The organism is Streptomyces sp. V4I2 (assembly GCF_030817655.1).
Taxonomy (GTDB): Bacteria; Actinomycetota; Actinomycetes; order Streptomycetales; family Streptomycetaceae; genus Streptomyces; species Streptomyces plumbiresistens.
In genome coordinates this window covers 4,173,686-4,191,351 of record NZ_JAUSZM010000003.1, presented here as the reverse complement: position 1 = coordinate 4,191,351, position 17,666 = coordinate 4,173,686, and the positions used below count along the sequence as shown (strand labels likewise).

The following is a 17,666-nucleotide window of genomic DNA, read 5'->3' as shown; positions in this document are numbered from 1 at the left end:
TCGGCGATCACGGCTGTACAGACCGGGGCGCGCCGCGAAACTCATCGGTCACGGTCTTCAGCGGGGTCTGGGGGGCCAGCCCCCAGGGTCAAGGCCCACCTCTCGACCGACCGAGGCGGGCGGCAGGGTGGGCAAAGGCCCGGGGGTCCGGGGGCGGAGCCCTCGGAGAACCAACGCCGGGTCACCGAACAAGCACCGGCGCGCTCACCGCCGCGGCACCCCGGAGGACCCCCGCACCATCAACTCCCCGCGCACCGTCGCGATCCCTCCCGGCGGCGGCTCCTCCCGCCCCATCGCGATCCGCCCCGCCCGTGCCCCCGCCTCGGCCAAGGGCAGCCGAACCGTCGTCAGAGCGGGCACCGCGTCGATGCTGAAGGGAAGATCGTCGAACCCGGCCACCGACACGTCGTCCGGAATCCGCAGCCCGGAGTCCCGCAGCGCCGCGCACGCCCCCAGCGCGACGGAGTCGTTCGCCGCCACCACCGCCGTGAGCGAGGGGTCCCGACGGAGCAGCTCCAGCGTGGCCTCGTAGCCCGAGCGCCGGTCGTACCGCCCGTGGACGGTCCAGCGCGGGTCCTCGTCGATGCCGTGGGCCTTCAGGGCCTCCCGGTGGCCCTCCAGCCGGTGCCGGGTCGTCGTCCGTTCCTCGGGGCCCGCGATGTAGCCCAGCCGCCGGTGCCCGAGCCCGATGAGGTGCTCGGTGAGTTCCCGCCCGCCCCCGCGGTTGTCGAAGGTCAGCGCGATCGCCCGGGTGTCCGGCGCCGGCGGTCTCCCGCACAGCACCACCCGCGTCCCCGCGTCCGCCATCTTCCGCAGCTTCGACGTCATGGCCGCCGCGTGCGGCACGTTCTCCATCGCACCGCCGGTCAGCACGACGGCCGCCGCCCGCTGCCGCTGCAGCAGCGTGAGGTAGGTCAGCTCGCGCTCCGGTGAGCCCCCGGTGTTGCACACGACCGCCAGCCGCTCGCCGCCGGCCCGCCCGCCGGGTCCGCCCATCTCGGACTGGATCGCGCCCGCCATGATCCCGAAGAACGGGTCGGCGATGTCGTTCACCAGGATCCCGACCAGGTCGGACGTCGCCGCCGCCAGCGAGCTGGCCGGGCCGTTCAGTACGTAGTCCAGCTCGTCCACCGCCCGCAGCACCCGCTCACGGGTGGAGGCGGCGACGGGATAGTTCCCGTTGAGCACGCGCGACACCGTCGCGGGGGAGACCTGGGCGCGGGCCGCCACGTCCGCCAGGGTCACCGTCATCTCGTCGTCCTCCGGTCGCGCTTCTCGTCGTACCTCGTCGTACACGGGCCAACGGCCCCCACCGGTTCCCGCAGCCGTGGGTGAGCCGTGGGTAAGCCATGGCCGAGCCATGGGTAAGCCAATGGTGTCGACCAGACCTTAAAGCCCCCACCCCCAGTTGTTCGCCCCCTCGAACAACTCAACCCCGTCACGGTCTTGTCTGGACCGCTGCTCAGAGGCTAGCTTCTCATCAGATAGAAAGCGCTTGCTGTAACGCTCATCAGTAGAGGCGTACGCGGCGCGCACAACCGCGTACGAAACGCGTACGACGCCTACGAAGGGAATGACGTGACACGCAAGACGGTGCGTATCGCCATGAACGGCGTGACCGGGCGCATGGGCTACCGCCAGCACCTGGTCCGCTCCATCCTGGCCCTCCGCGAGCAGGGCGGCCTCGACCTCGGCGACGGCACTGTGCTGTGGCCGGAGCCGATCCTGGTCGGCCGCCGCGAGCACGCCCTGCGGACGCTGGCAGAGCGGCACGGCCTGGAGCACATCTCTACGGACGTGGACGCGGTCCTCGCCGACCCGACCGTCGACATCTACTTCGACGCCCAGGTCACCTCCGCCCGCGAGGAGGCGATCAAGAAGGCGATCGCCGCGGGCAAGCACATCTACACGGAGAAGCCGACGGCCACCGGCCTCGACGGCGCCCTGGAGCTCGCCCGCCTGGCCAACGCGAAGGGCATCAAGCACGGCGTCGTCCAGGACAAGCTCTTCCTCCCCGGCCTGCTCAAGCTCAAGCGCCTCATCGACGGCGGCTTCTTCGGCCGGATCCTCTCCGTCCGCGGCGAGTTCGGCTACTGGGTCTTCGAGGGCGACTGGCAGGCGGCCCAGCGCCCGTCGTGGAACTACCGTGCCGAGGACGGCGGTGGCATCGTTGTCGACATGTTCCCGCACTGGGAGTACGTGCTCCACGAGCTGTTCGGCCGCGTGAAGTCCGTCCAGGCCATCGCCACCACCCACATCCCGCAGCGCTGGGACGAGAACGACAAGCCCTACGACGCGACGGCCGACGACGCCGCCTACGGCATCTTCGAGCTCGACGGCGGCGCGATCGCCCAGATCAACTCCTCGTGGGCGGTCCGCGTCAACCGCGACGAGCTCGTGGAGTTCCAGGTCGACGGCACCGAGGGCTCCGCCGTCGCCGGTCTGCGCAACTGCCGTGTCCAGCACCGCAGCGCCACCCCCAAGCCGGTCTGGAACCCGGACATCCCCGCCACCGAGGCCTTCCGCGACCAGTGGCAGGAGGTCCCCGACAACGCCGAGTTCGACAACGGCTTCAAGGCCCAGTGGGAGCTCTTCCTCAAGCACGTCTACGCCGACGCCCCCTACCACTGGGACCTCCTCGCCGGCGCCCGCGGCGTCCAGCTCGCCGAGCTGGGCCTGAAGTCCTCGGCCGAGGGCCGTCGCCTCGACGTGCCGGAGGTCTCGCTGTGACCATCCGACTCCCCGACTTCAAGGGCGGGCTGCGGACCTACGAACCCCGCCCCGAACCCCTCGCCGTCACCTCCGGCGCCGCCTTCACCTCCCGTACGGTCTTCTCGGCGGCCCACGTGGTGGCCGACCCGTACGCGGACGGGTCGCCGGACTCGCCCGCCGCCGTCGACTGGGACGCCACCCTCGCCTTCCGCCACCACCTGTGGTCCCACGGGCTCGGCGTCGCCGAGGCCATGGACACCGCCCAGCGCGGCATGGGCCTGGACTGGGCGGGCGCGGCCGAGCTGATCCGCCGCAGCGCCGCCGAGGCCAAAGCGGTGGGCGGTCTGATCGCGTGCGGCGTCGGCACCGACCAGATCGCCGCCGGGACACTGGAAGAGGTCCGCGCGGCCTACGAGGAGCAGCTGGCCCTCGTCGAGGAGTCCGGCGCCCAGGCGATCCTCATGGCCTCCCGCGCCCTCGCGGCGGCCGCCAAGGGCCCCGAGGACTACCTCGACGTCTACGGCCACCTGCTCCGCCAGTCCGCCGAGCCGGTGATCCTGCACTGGCTGGGCCCGATGTTCGACCCGGCGCTGGAGGGCTACTGGGGCTCGACGGACCTCGACGCCGCCACCGACACCTTCCTCGAGGTCATCGCCGCGCACCCGGACAAGGTGGACGGCATCAAGGTCTCCCTCCTGGACGCCCAGCGCGAGGTCGACCTGCGCCGCCGGCTCCCGAAGGGCGTGCGCTGCTACACGGGCGACGACTTCAACTACCCCGAGCTCATCGCGGGCGACGAGAAGGGCTTCAGCCACGCGCTGCTCGGCATCTTCGACCCGCTGGGCCCGCTGGCGGCGGAGGCGGTCCGCATCCTCGACACCGGGAACGTGGCCGCCTTCCGCGAACTCCTCGACCCCACCGTCGAGCTGTCCCGCCACCTCTTCCAGAAGCCGACCCGCTTCTACAAGACGGGCGTGGTGTTCCTGGCGTGGCTCGCGGGCCATCAGAGCCACTTCACCATGGTCGGCGGCCTCCAGTCGGCCCGCTCCCTCCCGCACTTCGCCCGCGCCTACGAACTCGCCGACGGTCTGGGCCTGTTCCCGGACCCGAAGCTGGCCCAGGAGCGTATGAAGAACCTGCTGAGCCTGTACGGAGTGACCCAGTGAGCACCACGGACCTCTCCCGCTTCTCCATCAACCAGATGACGGTCAAGCAGCTGTCGATGCCCGAACTGGTCGACACCTGCCTCGAGTTGGGTGTCCCGGGACTCGGCCTCTGGCGCGAACCGGTCCAGTCGTACGGTGTGGAGGCGACGGCGAAGCTGGTCCGCGACGCGGGTCTGGCCGTCACCACCCTCTGCCGCGGCGGCTTCCTCACGGCGACCGACCCGGACGAGCGCGCGGCGGGCCTGGCCGACAACCGCCGGGCGGTCGACGAGGCCGCCACCCTCGGCACCGAGGTCCTGGTTCTGGTCTCCGGCGGCCTGCCGGCCGGCTCCAAGGACCTGCACGGCGCCCGGGAGCGGATCGCCGACGCGCTGGCCGAGCTGGGCCCGTACGCGGAGCAGCACGGCGTGAAGCTGGCCATCGAGCCGCTGCACCCCATGTACGCCGCCGACCGCTGCGTGGTCTCGACCCTCACCCAGGCCCTCGACCTCGCGGAACGCTTCCCGGCCCACCAGGTCGGCGTCACGGTGGACACGTACCACATCTGGTGGGACGACACGGCCCCCGCGCAGATCGCCCGCGCGGGTGCGGGCGGCCGTATCCACACCTTCCAGCTCGCCGACTGGACCACCCCGCTGCCGGAGGGCGTCCTCAACGGCCGCGGCCAGATCGGGGACGGCTCGATCGACATGCGGGAGTGGAAGGGCTACGTGGAGGCGGCCGGCTACACCGGGCCGATCGAAGTCGAGCTGTTCAACGACGCGTTGTGGGCACGGGACGGCCGAGAGGTGCTCGCGGAGACCGCGGCACGGTTCGTGGAGCACGTGATCCGATGAGTGCGTGAGCGAGCGGAGGCGAACGCGTCACCGGTCTCGCCGGAAGCGATCGACGGCCGCCGGGTGGGGGAGACTCCCGGCGGCCGGATCGCGCAAGATCCCCTGTGTATAGGCTGTTCGCGTCGTGAACAGAACAGCGGAGAGCAAACACGGGGTGCGGATGCGTACGCGCAGGGCGATGGCGGGAATTGCGGGGGCCGGTGTGCTCGCGCTGGTGGTGACGGCCTGTGGGGCGGACGGCTCCGACTCGGGCGGTTCCGGTGACCGGGCGGGCGCCGATTCCGGCAAGGGAACCAGCAAACCCGTGGCGCTGACGGTCGAGTCGACCGTACGCGAAGGGACGTGGACCAGTTCCAGTGCGACGCAGCAGGTGAAGATCGCCCCCAAGCGGCTCACGCGTGGCACGGCCGCCGACCTCGAAGACGTCACCATGGACGAGGACCTCCAGGGCATGGTCCCGTACTACCTGACCGTCGGATACACCAACACCGGCTCGGACGCGGTGACCGGCCCGGGACCCGAGGCGAACTTCACGGTCACCGTCGCCGACGGCACGCCGGGCACGCCGGTGAACCTGTGGAACGCCAACTCGCTTGCCACCGCCCCGAGTACGAGCCTGCCGGACGACTGCGACAAGGCCGGCCCCGCCTCCGTCCCCCCGGGCGGCACCGCCACGGTCTGCCAACTGGTCATGATGCCCAAGGGACCTGAGCCCGCGACCGTCGCCTACTCCGACGAGACCGGCGGCACCCTGCTGTGGAAGGTCGGCGACGGCAAGGGCGACGACGGACTGCTGGCCGCGGGCACGACCGCCGACTCGTCCTGGGAGGACGTCACGACGAAGGGCGCTGCCGTCCCGATCCGCGTCACGCCGAAGAGCGTGCGCGCCGGAAGCCTCGCCGACCTGCGCGACTACGACCTGAGCGACACGTCCAAGAACACCGTGCCCTGGTACGTGTCGGTCGAGTACCGCAACGTCGGCAAGCAGAAGCTCCTCCCGGTCATGGACGACGGCGTGGCCCTGCGCAGCGCCGGGGGCCGTGACGTGCAGCCCCTGCTCGACCTGTCCATCTCCGCCTCCAAGGAGGGCGAGGGCATCGACCAGTGCCGTGGCAGCGTCTCGAACACCCGCCTGCAGCCGAACGCCACGCTCACCCTGTGCACGATCTACCTGCTCCCGAAGGGCGACCGCCCGGCGATGGTGTCGTTCAAGGGCGAGGGCACGGGCGTGAAGCCGCTCAGGTGGCGGGCGAGCTAGCGCCGGAAAAAATCTCAGGACGCCGTACAACCCTCTCCCCACCACGCGAGTCGTACTTGGCATCAGGACTTCTCGGAGGGGGATCTGGGGGGATCGCGGGGGTTCTGATGTGGAGGGGAAAACCCGAGGGGGCGCGGTCTGCGGACCGAGCCCCCTCGAAGGTTTTCGCGGCCATGATCACCGGTGGCTCAGAAGAAGACTCCGCACCGCAGCAGCACGTTCGCGTACGGCCGTGCCTCCCCGGTCCGTACGACCAGACGCGCGCCCCCCGACAGCTCCTTGAGCTTCTCGTGCGGGACCAGGGTCAGGCCGGGGAAGTGGCCGTCCAGCAGCCCCGAAGCCGCCGCGTTCGCCTCCCGTACCTCCGTCGCAGCCGTCGCGCCCTCCACCACCAGCTCGGCCAGCAGCCCCTCCAGCACCTCGGCGAAGGACGGCACCCCGGCGCGGAAGGCGAGGTCGACGACCCGCGGCCCGTCGGGGATCGGCATGCCGGCGTCGCACACCAGCACGCCGTCCCCGTGGCCCAGTTCGGCGAGGGCGCCGGCGAGATGGCGGTTGAGGATTCCGGCCTTCTTCACAGCGAGGCCACTTCCGCCGCCGTGGGGAACGACTCCTGGGCGCCACGCTTCGTCACCGCGGCCGCCCCCACCCGGGACGCGTAGGCCGCCGCCTCCGGGAGCGAGGAGCCCGCGCCCAGCCGCCACGCCAGTGCCGCGGTGAACGCGTCGCCCGCGCCGGTCGTGTCCACGGCGGCCACCTTCACGGACGGGACCCGCACGAGACCCTCCGAGGACGCCACCAGGGAACCCTCCGCGCCCAGTGTCACCACCACCGACCGCGGGCCCTTCGAGAGCAGGATCCGCGCCCAGTCCTCCGGTACGTCGCTCACGCAGGCCTCGCCCAGGATCACCTTCGCCTCGTGCTCGTTGACGATCAGCGGGTCGCAGGCCGCCAGCAGCTCCGGGGGAAGCGGCCGCGGCGGTGACGGGTTCAGTACGAAGCGGCCGTCCGGCGCCAGGTTCCGTACGACCTCCACGACCGTCTCCAGCGGGATCTCCAGCTGCGTCGACACCACGCGGGAGGCGTGGAAGAGGCTTCCCGCCGCCCGTACGTCCCCCGGCGTCAGCCGGCCGTTCGCGCCCGGCGAGACCACGATGCTGTTGTCGCCGGACGGATCCACCGTGATCAGTGCGACGCCGGTCGGCGCGCCGCCCACCAGCACGCCCACCGTGTCGACGCCGGCCGCCCGCTGGGAGTCGAGCAGCAGCCGGCCGTGCGCGTCGTCGCCGACCCGGGCCAGCAGGGCCGTACGGGCGCCCAGGCGGGCGGCGGCGACCGCCTGGTTCGCGCCCTTGCCACCGGGATGGACGGCCAGGTCGGAGCCGAGGACCGTCTCTCCGGCCGCGGGGCGTCGTTCGACGCCGATCACCAGGTCGGCGTTGGCCGACCCTACGACCAGTAGGTCGTAGTCGTACATGGATGGCTCCCCTAGTGAGTGATTCGGGGCGGGCGGCCGTCACCCCAGGGGTACGGCCGCCCGCCCGCTCGTCGATGTCAGCCGCTGAACCCGGCCACATTCTCCTTCGTGACCACCTTCACCGGCACCTTCACCGTCTCCTCGATCTTCTTGCCCTGGAGCGCCCTGAGCGCGTTGTCCACGGCGATCCTGCCGAGCTGGGTCGGCTGTTGCGCCACGGACGCGTACAGCGTGCCCGCCTCGACCGCCTTGAGGCCGTCCGGCGTGCCGTCGAAGCCGACGACCTGGACGGACTTGCCGGCCTTGGAGCCCAGCGCCTTGATCGCGCCGAGGGCCATCTCGTCGTTGGCGGCGATGACGCCCTGGACGTCCGGGTGGGCCTGGAGCAGGTTCGACATCACGTCGAGGCCCTTGGTGCGGTCGAAGTCGGCCGGCTGCTGGGCCAGGACCTGGATGCCCGGGTAGGCCTTGAGGCCGTTGGCGAAGCCCTCGGCGCGTTCCCGGGCGGCGGAGGTGCCCGCCTGGCCCTGGAGGATGACGATCTTGCCCTCGCCGCCCAGTTTGTCGGCGATCGTCCTGGCGGCGAGCTCACCGCCGGCGACGTTGTCGGAGGCGACCAGCGCGTCCACCGTGGCCTTGTTGACGCCGCGGTCGACGGCGATGACCGGGATCTTCGCCTTGTCGGCGGACTTCACCGAGTTGCCCGCCGCGTCCGAGTCCACCGGGTTGACGATGATCGCGCCGAAGCTCGAACTCGTGAAGTTCTGCAGCTGGTTGGCCTGCTGGGAGGCGTCGTTCTGCGCGTCCGTGACGGTCAGGTCCACGCCCCGCTTCTTCGCCTCGGCCTGGGCACCCGCCCGGATCTGGACGAAGAACGGGTTGTTGAGGGTGGACAGCGACAGACCGACCTTCGGGTTCGAGGACGACGAGGAGCCGTTGTGCAGGAACGAGGTCGCGCCGACGATCGCCACGGTGACCACCGCGGCCAGCGCGTACGTCGTCGCCTGCTTGCCCTTGCCCCCGCCGGCCGCGCCCGTGGCCAGTGGCGTCGCCCCGGCCTTGCGGCGCAGCGTGTCGAGCAGCACCGCCAGCGCGATCACGACACCGATGACGACCTGCTGCCAGAAGGCGGAGACGGACAGGAGGTTGAGCCCGTTCCGCAGCACCGCCAGGATCAGCGCGCCGATCAGTGTGCCGGACGCCTTGCCGGTGCCGCCCGCGAGGGAGGCGCCGCCGATGACGACCGCGGCGATCGCGTCGAGCTCGTAGCCGTCGGCGGCCTGCGGCTGCGCGGAGGAGAGCCGGGAGGCGAGCACGATGCCCGCGGCGGCGGCGAAGACGCCGGACAGGGCGTAGATGGCGAGCTTCTGCTTCTTCACGCGCAGGCCGGACAGCCGGGCGGCCTCCTCGTTGCCGCCGATCGCGTACATGGAGCGGCCGATGTAGGTCCGGCCGAGCACGAAGGCGGCGATCAGCCCCATCACGATCATCACGAGCACCGGCACCGGCAGCCAGCCGCCGAGCGTGTCCCCGAGGTGCGAGACCGAGTCGGGGAAGGCGATCGGCGAGCCCTCGGAGATCACCAGCGACAGACCGCGGGACACCGACAGCATGGCGAGCGTCGCGATGAAGGGCGGCAGCTTGCCGTAGGCGATGAGGAAGCCGTTGACCAGGCCGGCCGCGATACCCGTGGCGATCGCGAGCACGACCGCTATGACGACCGGCACGCCGTGCGAAGTGGCGCTCCAGGCAAGGACGGTGGCCGACAGGGCCGCCACCGAGCCCACCGACAGGTCGATGCCCGCCGAGACGATCACGAAGGTCACACCGAAGGCGAGAATGGCGGTCACGGCCGCCTGGACGCCCACGTTGAGAAGGTTGTCGGTGGTCAGGAAGTCCCCGGACAGCGCCGACATGGCGACGACGAGGACGATCAGCGCGGTGAGCGCGCCGTTGTCGAGGAGCAGACGGCGGACGGCCGCGGCGCCACCGGCGCCCGCCCCGCTCTTGAGCGTGTCAGCGGCCACGGCCGGCCTCCGGTTCAGTGGTGGTGCGGTTGCTTACGGCTTCAGTGCGGTTGCTTACCGGTTCAGTGCGGTTGCTCACCGCTTCAGTGGGGTTGCTTACGGCGAGTGCCATGACGGCGTCCTGGGTGGCCTGGCCGGCGGACAGCTCGCCCGCGATCCGGCCCTGGGCCATCACCAGCACCCGGTCGCTCATGCCGAGCACCTCGGGCAGATCGCTGGAGATCATCAGGACGGCGGCACCGGCGGCCGTCAGTTCGTTGATCAGCTGGTAGATCTCCACCTTGGCGCCGACGTCGATCCCGCGGGTCGGCTCGTCGAGGATCAGCACCTTGGTGTCGGCGAGCAGCCACTTGCCGATGACGACCTTCTGCTGGTTGCCGCCGGACAGCGTCCTCACGTGCTGTCCGAGCCCCGCCATCCGCACGCCGAGCTGCCCGGCGATCCGCGCGGCCGACGCGCGCTGCCCCTTGAGGTCGACGAGCCCGGCACGGGTCGCCGACCGCATGGTCACCAGCCCGAGGTTCTCCTCGACGGACGCGTCCAGCACCAGCCCCTGGCCCTTGCGGTCCTCGGGGATCAGCCCGATCCCCGCGGTCATCGCCGCGTTGACGTCGTACTTGGGAACCGCGGCACCGGAGACCTTCACGGCCCCCTTGTCGTACGGGTCCGCCCCGAACACGGCCCGTACGACCTCGGTACGACCGGCCCCGACCAGCCCGGCGATGCCGACGACCTCGCCGGCGTGCACCTCGAAGGTGACGTCGCGGAAGGCACCGTCCCGGGTCAGCCCCTCGACCGTGAGCAACGCGCTCCCGGTGTCGGCCCGTTCGCGCGGGTACTGCTGCTCGATCGACCGCCCCACCATGAGGCGTACGAGCTCGTCCTCGGGCGTGTCGGCGGGGACCTGCCCGACACTCCTGCCGTCACGGATGACCGTCACCCGGTCTCCCAGGGCGGCGATCTCCTCCAGGTGGTGCGTGATGAAGACGATCCCGACCCCGTCCTCGCGCAGCGCGCGCACGATGGAGAAGAGCTTCTCCACCTCCTCGGAGGTGAGGACGGCGGTCGGCTCGTCCATGATCAGCACCCGGGCGTTCAGGCTCAGCGCCTTCGCGATCTCGACCATCTGAAGACGCGCGATACCGAGTTCACGCACCCGCGCGCGGGGGGACACGTTCACACCGACGCGCTCCAGGAGGACGGCGGCATCCGCCTCCATCCTCTTCCGGTCGATCATCCCCAGGCGGCGCGGCTGCCGCCCCAGGAAGATGTTCTCGGCGACCGTCAGATCGGGTACGAGGTTGAACTCCTGGTAGATGGTGGCGATCCCGAGGCGCTCGGAGTCCTGCGCACCATGGATGCGCACCTCCTCGCCGCCGGCCAGGATCCGCCCGCCATCGGGCGTGTAGGCGCCGGAGAGCATCTTGATGAGGGTGCTCTTGCCCGCGCCGTTCTCACCGAGGAGCACGTGCACCTCGCCCCGGCGCAGGTCGAAGTCGACGCCGTCGAGCGCGACCACGCCGGGGAAGGTCTTCCGTATGCCCTCGATGCGTAGCAACTCGTCCTGGTTGCTCACGGCTGGCTCCTTCTTACGGGGGACCGCACAGCGGGGGACTGCGCGGGGGGCGGCTCCGGGGAAGCCGGTGGCTCTGCCGGTTCGCCGCAGGAGCGGCGTACGACGAGACGGGCGGGGAGGGTGACGGACTCGGGGGTTCGCCCCTCGATGCGGTCGACCAGTGCGCGCACGGCGGCCCGCCCCAGCTCGCCCGTGGGCTGGGCGATCGCGGTGATCGGCGGATCGGTGTGCACGAACCAGGGGATGTCGTCGAACGCGGCCAGCGCGATGTCCTCGGGAACCCGCAGCCCGCGCGCGCGGATCGCGTCCAGCGCGCCCAGGGCCATCAGGTTGTCCGTGGCGAAGACGACCTCGGGCGGCTCCGGCAGGTCGAGGAAGCCCTCGGTGACCCGCCGCCCGCTGGCGGCCTGGAAGTCGCCCTGGCCGATGTAGACCTCGGGGAGATCGAGACCGTACGCGTGCAGCGCTTCCCTGAAGGCCGTCACACGCTCCTGACCGGTCGTGGTCGCCGCCGGTCCCGCGATGATCGCGAGGCGTCGGTGGCCGAGGCCGTGCAGATGGGCGACGAGGTCGCGCACGGCCGCCAGCCCGTCCGCCCGGACGACCGGCACCTCCACGCCCGGAATCCACCGGTCCACGAAGACCATCGGCGTCCCCGCCCGCACGGCGTCGAGCATCAGCGGCGAGCCGCCGTCGGTGGGGGAGACGAGGAGGCCGTCGATACGGCGGTCCAGCAGGTTCCGTACGTGGTGGTCCTGGAGGTCCGGCCGCTCGTCGGCGTTGCCGATGATGACGCTGTAGCCCAGCGCGCGGGCCTCCTCCTCCACGGAGCGGGCCAGCTCGGTGAAGTACGGGTTCATCACGTCGCTGATGACCAGGCCGAGGGTGTGGGTCTGGTCGGTGCGCAGCGACCGGGCGACGGCGTTGCGGCGGTAGCCCAGCGACTCGACGGCGGCCAGCACGCGTGCGCGTGCGTCCGCGCTGACCGACGGATGGTCGTTCAGGACACGCGAGACCGTGGCGACGGACACGCCGGCCTGGCCGGCGACGTCCTTGATGCTCGCCATCGCGGCTCCACCTCCTTGTGGACCTCATGAGCGCATGGAATCGATTACATCCTTGCGTGGAAAGGATTGGAATCGATTACACGAGAGGAAGCAAGACCCCGAGACCGGATCGTGATGTCGCGGGGTGCTTCGGGGCGGTTCAGGCTGGAGGTGCGGAGTCGTTTCCTCAAGGGCCCGGTGGGCCGGAACGGAGGACCCATGACATCGGCGACTCGGAACGACGTCCCCCTCGCGCTCGAAGGCGACGGAGTGGAGCTGCGCATCAAGCCGATCGGCGGCGGCATGTCGGTCGGCTACGTCAGCCTGCCGCAGGGCACGGACATGGGCCCGGCCTTCAAGGGCATGCCCGGCGACGCGTGCCAGTGCCCCCACTGGGGCTATCTGTTGAAGGGGCGGCTGAAGATGCTCACGGCCGACGGCGAAGAGGAGTACGAGGCGGGTCAGGCGTACTACTGGGGACCCGGTCATGTCCCGGTGGCCCTGGAGGACTGCGAGTTCGTGGAGTTCTCCCCGACCGAGGACTTCCAGAAGGTCATCGACCACGTGGTCGCGCAGGCCGGGTGACTTGTCGGTGCCGGACGGTCTTGTCGGTGCCGGGCGGTACCGTCGGATCATGGCTCAGGAAACGGGGAGCGGCGAGCGGCGACTCGCCGTGCTCGAAGGCGTACTGGAGCGGATCACGTACGCCAATGAGGAGAACGGCTACACGGTCGCCCGGGTGGACACCGGCAAAGGCGCCGGCGACCTCCTGACGGTCGTCGGCGCGCTGCTCGGCGCCCAGGTCGGCGAGTCCCTGCGGATGGAGGGGCGTTGGGGCGCGCATCCGCAGTACGGCAAGCAGTTCACCGTCGAGAACTACACGACCGTCCTCCCGGCCACCGTCCAGGGCATCCGCCGCTACCTCGGCTCAGGGCTGGTCAAGGGCATCGGCCCGGTCTTCGCCGACCGCATCACCCAGCACTTCGGCCTGGACACCCTCCAGGTCATCGAGGAGGAGCCGAAGCGGCTCATCGAGGTCCCGGGCCTGGGTCCCAAGCGCACCAAGAAGATCGCCGACGCCTGGGAGGAGCAGAAGGCGATCAAGGAGGTCATGCTCTTCCTCCAGACCGTCGAGGTGTCCACGTCCATCGCGGTCCGCATCTACAAGAAGTACGGCGACGCCTCCATCTCCGTGGTGAAGAACCAGCCCTACCGGCTGGCCTCCGACGTCTGGGGCATCGGTTTCCTCACCGCCGACAAGATCGCCCAGTCCGTCGGCATTCCGCACGACAGCCCGGAGCGCGTCAAGGCGGGCCTGCAGTACGCCCTTTCGCAGTCGACCGACCAGGGCCACTGCTACCTCCCCGAGGAACAGCTGATCGCCGACGCGGTCAAGCTCCTCCAGGTCGACACCGGCCTGGTCATCGAGTGCCTCGCCGAGCTCGCGGCGCCTCCGGAGGAGGGCGAGGATCCAGGGGTCGTACGGGAGAAGGTGCCCGGTCCGGACGGCGCCCCCGTCACCGCGGTCTATCTCGTCCCCTTCCACCGCGCCGAACTCTCCCTCTCCGCCCAGCTGTTGCGCCTCCTGCGTACCGACCAGGACCGCATGCCCGGCTTCCAGGACGTGGCCTGGGACAAGGCGATGGGCTGGCTCGCCTCGCGCACCGGGACCGAGCTCGCCCCCGAGCAGGAGGCCGCCGTCAGGCTGGCGCTCAGCAAGAAGGTCGCCGTCCTCACCGGCGGCCCCGGCTGCGGCAAGTCCTTCACGGTCCGCTCGATCGTGGAGCTGGCCCGCGCCAAGAAGGCCAAGGTCGTGCTCGCCGCCCCCACCGGCCGCGCCGCCAAGCGCCTCGCCGAGCTCACCGGCGCCGACGCCTCCACCGTCCACCGCCTGCTGGAGCTGAAGCCCGGCGGCGACGCTGCCTACGACAAGGACCGCCCGCTGGACGCGGACCTGGTGGTGGTCGACGAGGCCTCCATGCTCGACCTGCTGCTCGCGAACAAGCTGGTGAAGGCGGTGCCCCCGGGCGCCCATCTGCTCTTCGTCGGGGACGTCGACCAGCTGCCCAGCGTCGGCGCCGGCGAGGTGCTGCGCGACCTGCTCGCCGAGGGCGGCCCCATCCCGGCCGTGCGCCTCACGCGCGTCTTCCGGCAGGCCCAGCAGTCCGGCGTGGTGACCAACGCGCACCGGATCAACTCCGGGCAGCACCCCGTCACCGACGGCATGAAGGACTTCTTCCTCTTCGTCGAGGACGACACGGAGGAGGTCGGCCGCCTCACCGTGGACGTGGCGGCACGGCGGATTCCGGCCAAGTTCGGCCTCGACCCCCGCCGGGACGTCCAGGTGCTCGCGCCCATGCACCGGGGACCCGCCGGCGCGGGCAACCTCAACGGCCTGCTCCAGCAGGCCATCACCCCGGGCCGCCCCGAACTGCCGGAGAAGAGGTTCGGCGGCAGGGTCTTCCGGGTCGGCGACAAGGTCACCCAGATTCGCAACAATTACGAGAAGGGCACCAACGGTGTCTTCAACGGCACCGTGGGCGTGGTCACCTCGCTCGACCCGGTCGACCAGCGCCTCACCGTGCTGACCGACGAGGACGAGGAGGTGCCGTACGAATTCGACGAACTGGACGAACTGGCCCACGCGTACGCGGTGACCATCCACCGTTCCCAGGGGAGCGAGTATCCGGCCGTGGTGATCCCGGTGACCACCAGCGCCTGGATGATGCTCCAGCGGAACCTGCTGTACACGGCGGTCACCCGGGCCAAGAAGCTGGTCGTCCTCGTCGGTTCACGCAAAGCGATCGGCCAGGCGGTGCGCACGGTGTCCGCGGGACGCCGCTGCACGGCACTCGACTTCCGGCTCTCGGGACTGTGACCGCAAAAAATGATCGATCAAATGAGTCATGTGGGTCACAGAGCTCTTCCGGAAGCGGGTTGAGGAGGGGCAGGATGGGCGAGTTGGCGGCACTCAGTGCCGCCGATACGCCCAATGGTCGACCCCGAGTGCACTCTCCTGCGCCAAATGGGGGATGGTAGAGACAGTCAGGGCAACCTCGAAGAAGAGGCACAACGTCGGTGAGGGATGACGTGAGCGAGCACACCAACAACGCTGTAGTACTGCGGTACGGCGACGGCGAGTACACCTACCCGGTGATCGACAGCACCGTCGGCGACAAGGGCTTCGACATCGGGAAGCTCCGCGCCCAGACCGGTCTGGTGACTCTGGACAGCGGTTACGGCAACACCGCCGCCTATAAATCCGCCATCACCTACCTCGACGGTGAACAGGGCATCCTCCGGTACCGCGGCTACCCGATCGAGCAGCTGGCCGAGCGCTCCTCCTTCCTGGAGGTCGCCTACCTGCTGATCAACGGCGAGCTGCCCACCGTCGACGAGCTCACCGGCTTCCGGAACGACATCACGCAGCACACCCTGCTGCACGAGGACGTCAAGAACTTCTACCGCGGCTTCCCGCGCGACGCCCACCCGATGGCCATGCTGTCGTCGGTCGTCTCCGCGCTGTCGACGTTCTACCAGGACAGCCACAACCCGTTCGACGAGAAGCAGCGCAACCTCTCGACGATCCGGCTGCTCGCCAAGCTTCCGACGATCGCGGCGTACGCGTACAAGAAGTCGATCGGCCACCCGTTCGTCTACCCGCGCAACGACCTCGGCTACGTCGAGAACTTCCTGCGCATGACCTTCTCGGTCCCGGCCCAGGAGTACGAGCCCGACCCGACCGTGGTCTCCGCCCTGGACAAGCTGCTGATCCTGCACGCGGACCACGAGCAGAACTGTTCGACCTCCACGGTCCGTCTGGTCGGCTCCTCGCAGGCGAACATGTTCGCCTCGATCTCGGCCGGCATCAACGCCCTGTGGGGCCCGCTGCACGGCGGCGCCAACCAGTCCGTCCTGGAGATGCTGGAGGGCATCCAGGCCAACGGCGGCGATGTCGACTCCTTCATCCGCAAGGTGAAGAACAAGGAGGACGGCGTCCGCCTGATGGGCTTCGGCCACCGGGTGTACAAGTCCTTCGACCCGCGCGCGAAGATCATCAAGGCCGCCGCGCACGACGTGCTGTCCGCCCTCGGCAAGTCCGACGAGCTGCTGGACATCGCGCTCAAGCTGGAGGAGCACGCGCTCTCCGACGACTACTTCGTCTCGCGCAACCTCTACCCCAACGTCGACTTCTACACCGGCCTGATCTACCGCGCCATGGGCTTCCCGACCGAGATGTTCACGGTCCTGTTCGCCCTCGGCCGCCTCCCGGGCTGGATCGCCCAGTGGCACGAGATGATCAAGGAGCCGGGATCCCGCATCGGCCGCCCCCGCCAGATCTACACGGGCGTCGTCGAGCGCGACTTCATTCCCGTCGAGGGGCGCTGATCGCCGTAGGCGCCCAGCGCGGAGACTCCGCCTAGCGAAATGACGGAAGGCGCCCTGCCGCCGGTCCCCCCACGGGCCGGCGTACAGGGCGCCTTCCCATGTCCCGGTGCGGATTCCCCCCACGGGATCCGGCCGGGCGTCTGTGAGAAAACAGCGCCTGAATCGCTGTGAGCCGAAGCTCGGTTGAGCAAAACGAGCAGAACTCGTCGTACTACTGCTGTGTGCGATCTGCCGGGACAGCGCACGGACGGGAGGGCCGCTCAAAGCTCCCCGGTGTGCGTGCCCCGGCAACGCATCTCTGAGGAAGTCCCCCAAGACATCCCCAGATGCCAGGCAGCGCCCCCCAAGACGCTTTCTGACATCGTCAACTTAGACCTTCGAACCCCTTCGATGGTTACGTTCGCATCACTGTGATCTGCGTCTCTTGCATATGTCCGTTAGGTACGCAAGAGCCAGGCACTGCGAACGGGACCCAAGCGTAAGGATGATGCGCGAGCCTTGTGAAGAGCTTATGTGAGGCAGGCGTCGGACTCCAGAGGGGTCCGACATCCGAATGTCCGCGCTCGAAGGCTGTTCGTCACAGCGAACGCGGACGAGATGGCGTTCGTCGGCTCTCATGGTCGGCCTCGTCCCCGGGGCGGGCCGATTCGTACGGCAGGTCCGGAGGGTGTCCTACGGGCACCGGGCACCTCATGGCCCTCCGCATGGCTGTGCAGGCTCGCCCCTGGTGCCCCCTCGAACCGCTCGGCCTCCGGCGGGGCGCGGTGCCACGTCGCCCAGGGGGCCGGCGAGGAGCTTGTGTGCCGACGTGTCCGGATCTGCCGGAGCGCCCCGGGCCGTACGCAACCGGTATCGGACGGTCGGTCGGTGCGGTCCGGGGCGGGAGGTCGGTCTCAGGCCTTGCCGGTGAGCTCGAAGCCGGCCTCGTCGACGGCGGCGCGCACCGACTCCTCGTCGAGCGGCGTCGCGGACACGACGGTGACCTCACCGGTCGAGGCGACGGCCTTCACCGAGCTGACGCCGGGGAGCTCGGAGATCTCGCTCGAGACGGAGCCCTCGCAGTGCCCGCAGCTCATGCCGGTCACCTTGTAGACGGCGGTGACGGAACCCGGGGTGTCGGTCTGGGCGCTCATGTCGTTCTCCTCGTCGGGGCGAGTGGAATTCTGCTTTCCGCAGTCA

14 protein-coding genes are annotated in these 17,666 nt (G+C 70.1%); 7 read left to right on the top strand and 7 right to left on the bottom strand.

The window, feature by feature from the left end:
• Nucleotides 1–204 precede the first annotated feature (204 nt).
• Nucleotides 205–1,251: a LacI family DNA-binding transcriptional regulator gene (locus QFZ76_RS19825; protein WP_307674994.1), complete on the bottom strand. Its 1,047-nt coding sequence runs from the start codon at nucleotides 1,249–1,251 to the stop codon at nucleotides 205–207.
• Between the two features lie 327 nt (nucleotides 1,252–1,578).
• Here QFZ76_RS19825 and QFZ76_RS19820 point away from each other — a divergent pair, with 327 nt between their 5' ends.
• The 4 genes from QFZ76_RS19820 to QFZ76_RS19805 all read left to right on the top strand — a co-directional run bounded on the left by QFZ76_RS19820 (nucleotide 1,579) and on the right by QFZ76_RS19805 (nucleotide 5,972).
• Nucleotides 1,579–2,730 carry a Gfo/Idh/MocA family protein gene (locus tag QFZ76_RS19820; protein ID WP_307674993.1) on the top strand — a complete coding sequence of 384 codons (1,152 nt, stop codon included), beginning with the start codon at nucleotides 1,579–1,581 and terminating at the stop codon, nucleotides 2,728–2,730.
• Nucleotides 2,727–3,878, top strand: coding sequence for a dihydrodipicolinate synthase family protein (locus tag QFZ76_RS19815; protein WP_307674992.1), 1,152 nt, complete (start codon nucleotides 2,727–2,729; stop codon nucleotides 3,876–3,878). Before QFZ76_RS19820 ends, QFZ76_RS19815 begins: the two co-directional genes overlap by 4 nt.
• Entirely contained in the window at nucleotides 3,875–4,714 is an 840-nt protein-coding gene (locus QFZ76_RS19810; RefSeq protein WP_307674991.1) for a sugar phosphate isomerase/epimerase, read from the top strand. Before QFZ76_RS19815 ends, QFZ76_RS19810 begins: the two co-directional genes overlap by 4 nt.
• Before the next feature lie 124 nt (nucleotides 4,715–4,838).
• Nucleotides 4,839–5,972: a hypothetical protein gene (locus QFZ76_RS19805; RefSeq protein ID WP_307674990.1), complete on the top strand. Its 1,134-nt coding sequence runs from the start codon at nucleotides 4,839–4,841 to the stop codon at nucleotides 5,970–5,972.
• A 188-nt stretch (nucleotides 5,973–6,160) separates the two neighbouring features.
• Here QFZ76_RS19805 and rbsD read toward each other — a convergent pair whose 3' ends face one another.
• From rbsD to QFZ76_RS19780, 5 genes are all read right to left on the bottom strand, one after another.
• A complete protein-coding gene (gene rbsD / locus QFZ76_RS19800) occupies nucleotides 6,161–6,550 on the bottom strand; it encodes a D-ribose pyranase (protein WP_307674989.1) in 390 nt (129 codons plus the stop codon).
• On the bottom strand, nucleotides 6,547–7,449 hold the full coding sequence (locus tag QFZ76_RS19795; RefSeq protein ID WP_307674988.1) for a ribokinase: 903 nt from the start codon (nucleotides 7,447–7,449) through the stop codon (nucleotides 6,547–6,549). Before QFZ76_RS19795 ends, rbsD begins: the two co-directional genes overlap by 4 nt.
• 77 nt (nucleotides 7,450–7,526) lie before the next feature.
• Complete coding sequence (locus QFZ76_RS19790) at nucleotides 7,527–9,476, bottom strand: substrate-binding domain-containing protein (protein ID WP_307674987.1); 1,950 nt, start codon at nucleotides 9,474–9,476, stop codon at nucleotides 7,527–7,529.
• Entirely contained in the window at nucleotides 9,466–11,052 is a 1,587-nt protein-coding gene (locus QFZ76_RS19785; RefSeq protein ID WP_307674986.1) for a sugar ABC transporter ATP-binding protein, read from the bottom strand. The genes QFZ76_RS19790 and QFZ76_RS19785 overlap by 11 nt, the downstream gene beginning before the upstream one ends.
• Nucleotides 11,049–12,119, bottom strand: a complete 1,071-nt coding sequence (locus QFZ76_RS19780) for a LacI family DNA-binding transcriptional regulator (protein ID WP_307674985.1) — start codon at nucleotides 12,117–12,119, stop codon at nucleotides 11,049–11,051. The genes QFZ76_RS19785 and QFZ76_RS19780 overlap by 4 nt, the downstream gene beginning before the upstream one ends.
• A gap of 198 nt (nucleotides 12,120–12,317) precedes the next feature.
• Between QFZ76_RS19780 and QFZ76_RS19775 the strand changes: the two genes are divergently transcribed.
• The 3 genes from QFZ76_RS19775 to QFZ76_RS19765 all read left to right on the top strand — a co-directional run bounded on the left by QFZ76_RS19775 (nucleotide 12,318) and on the right by QFZ76_RS19765 (nucleotide 16,487).
• Nucleotides 12,318–12,683, top strand: coding sequence for a hypothetical protein (locus tag QFZ76_RS19775; RefSeq protein WP_307674984.1), 366 nt, complete (start codon nucleotides 12,318–12,320; stop codon nucleotides 12,681–12,683).
• A 49-nt stretch (nucleotides 12,684–12,732) separates the two neighbouring features.
• Complete coding sequence (locus tag QFZ76_RS19770) at nucleotides 12,733–14,976, top strand: ATP-dependent RecD-like DNA helicase (RefSeq protein WP_307674983.1); 2,244 nt, start codon at nucleotides 12,733–12,735, stop codon at nucleotides 14,974–14,976.
• A 212-nt stretch (nucleotides 14,977–15,188) separates the two neighbouring features.
• Nucleotides 15,189–16,487 carry a citrate synthase gene (locus QFZ76_RS19765; RefSeq protein ID WP_307674982.1) on the top strand — a complete coding sequence of 433 codons (1,299 nt, stop codon included), beginning with the start codon at nucleotides 15,189–15,191 and terminating at the stop codon, nucleotides 16,485–16,487.
• An 893-nt stretch (nucleotides 16,488–17,380) separates the two neighbouring features.
• On the opposite strand, the gene QFZ76_RS19760 is transcribed toward QFZ76_RS19765, so the two are convergent.
• Nucleotides 17,381–17,620: a heavy-metal-associated domain-containing protein gene (locus QFZ76_RS19760; RefSeq protein WP_266439334.1), complete on the bottom strand. Its 240-nt coding sequence runs from the start codon at nucleotides 17,618–17,620 to the stop codon at nucleotides 17,381–17,383.
• Nucleotides 17,621–17,666 lie beyond the last annotated feature (46 nt).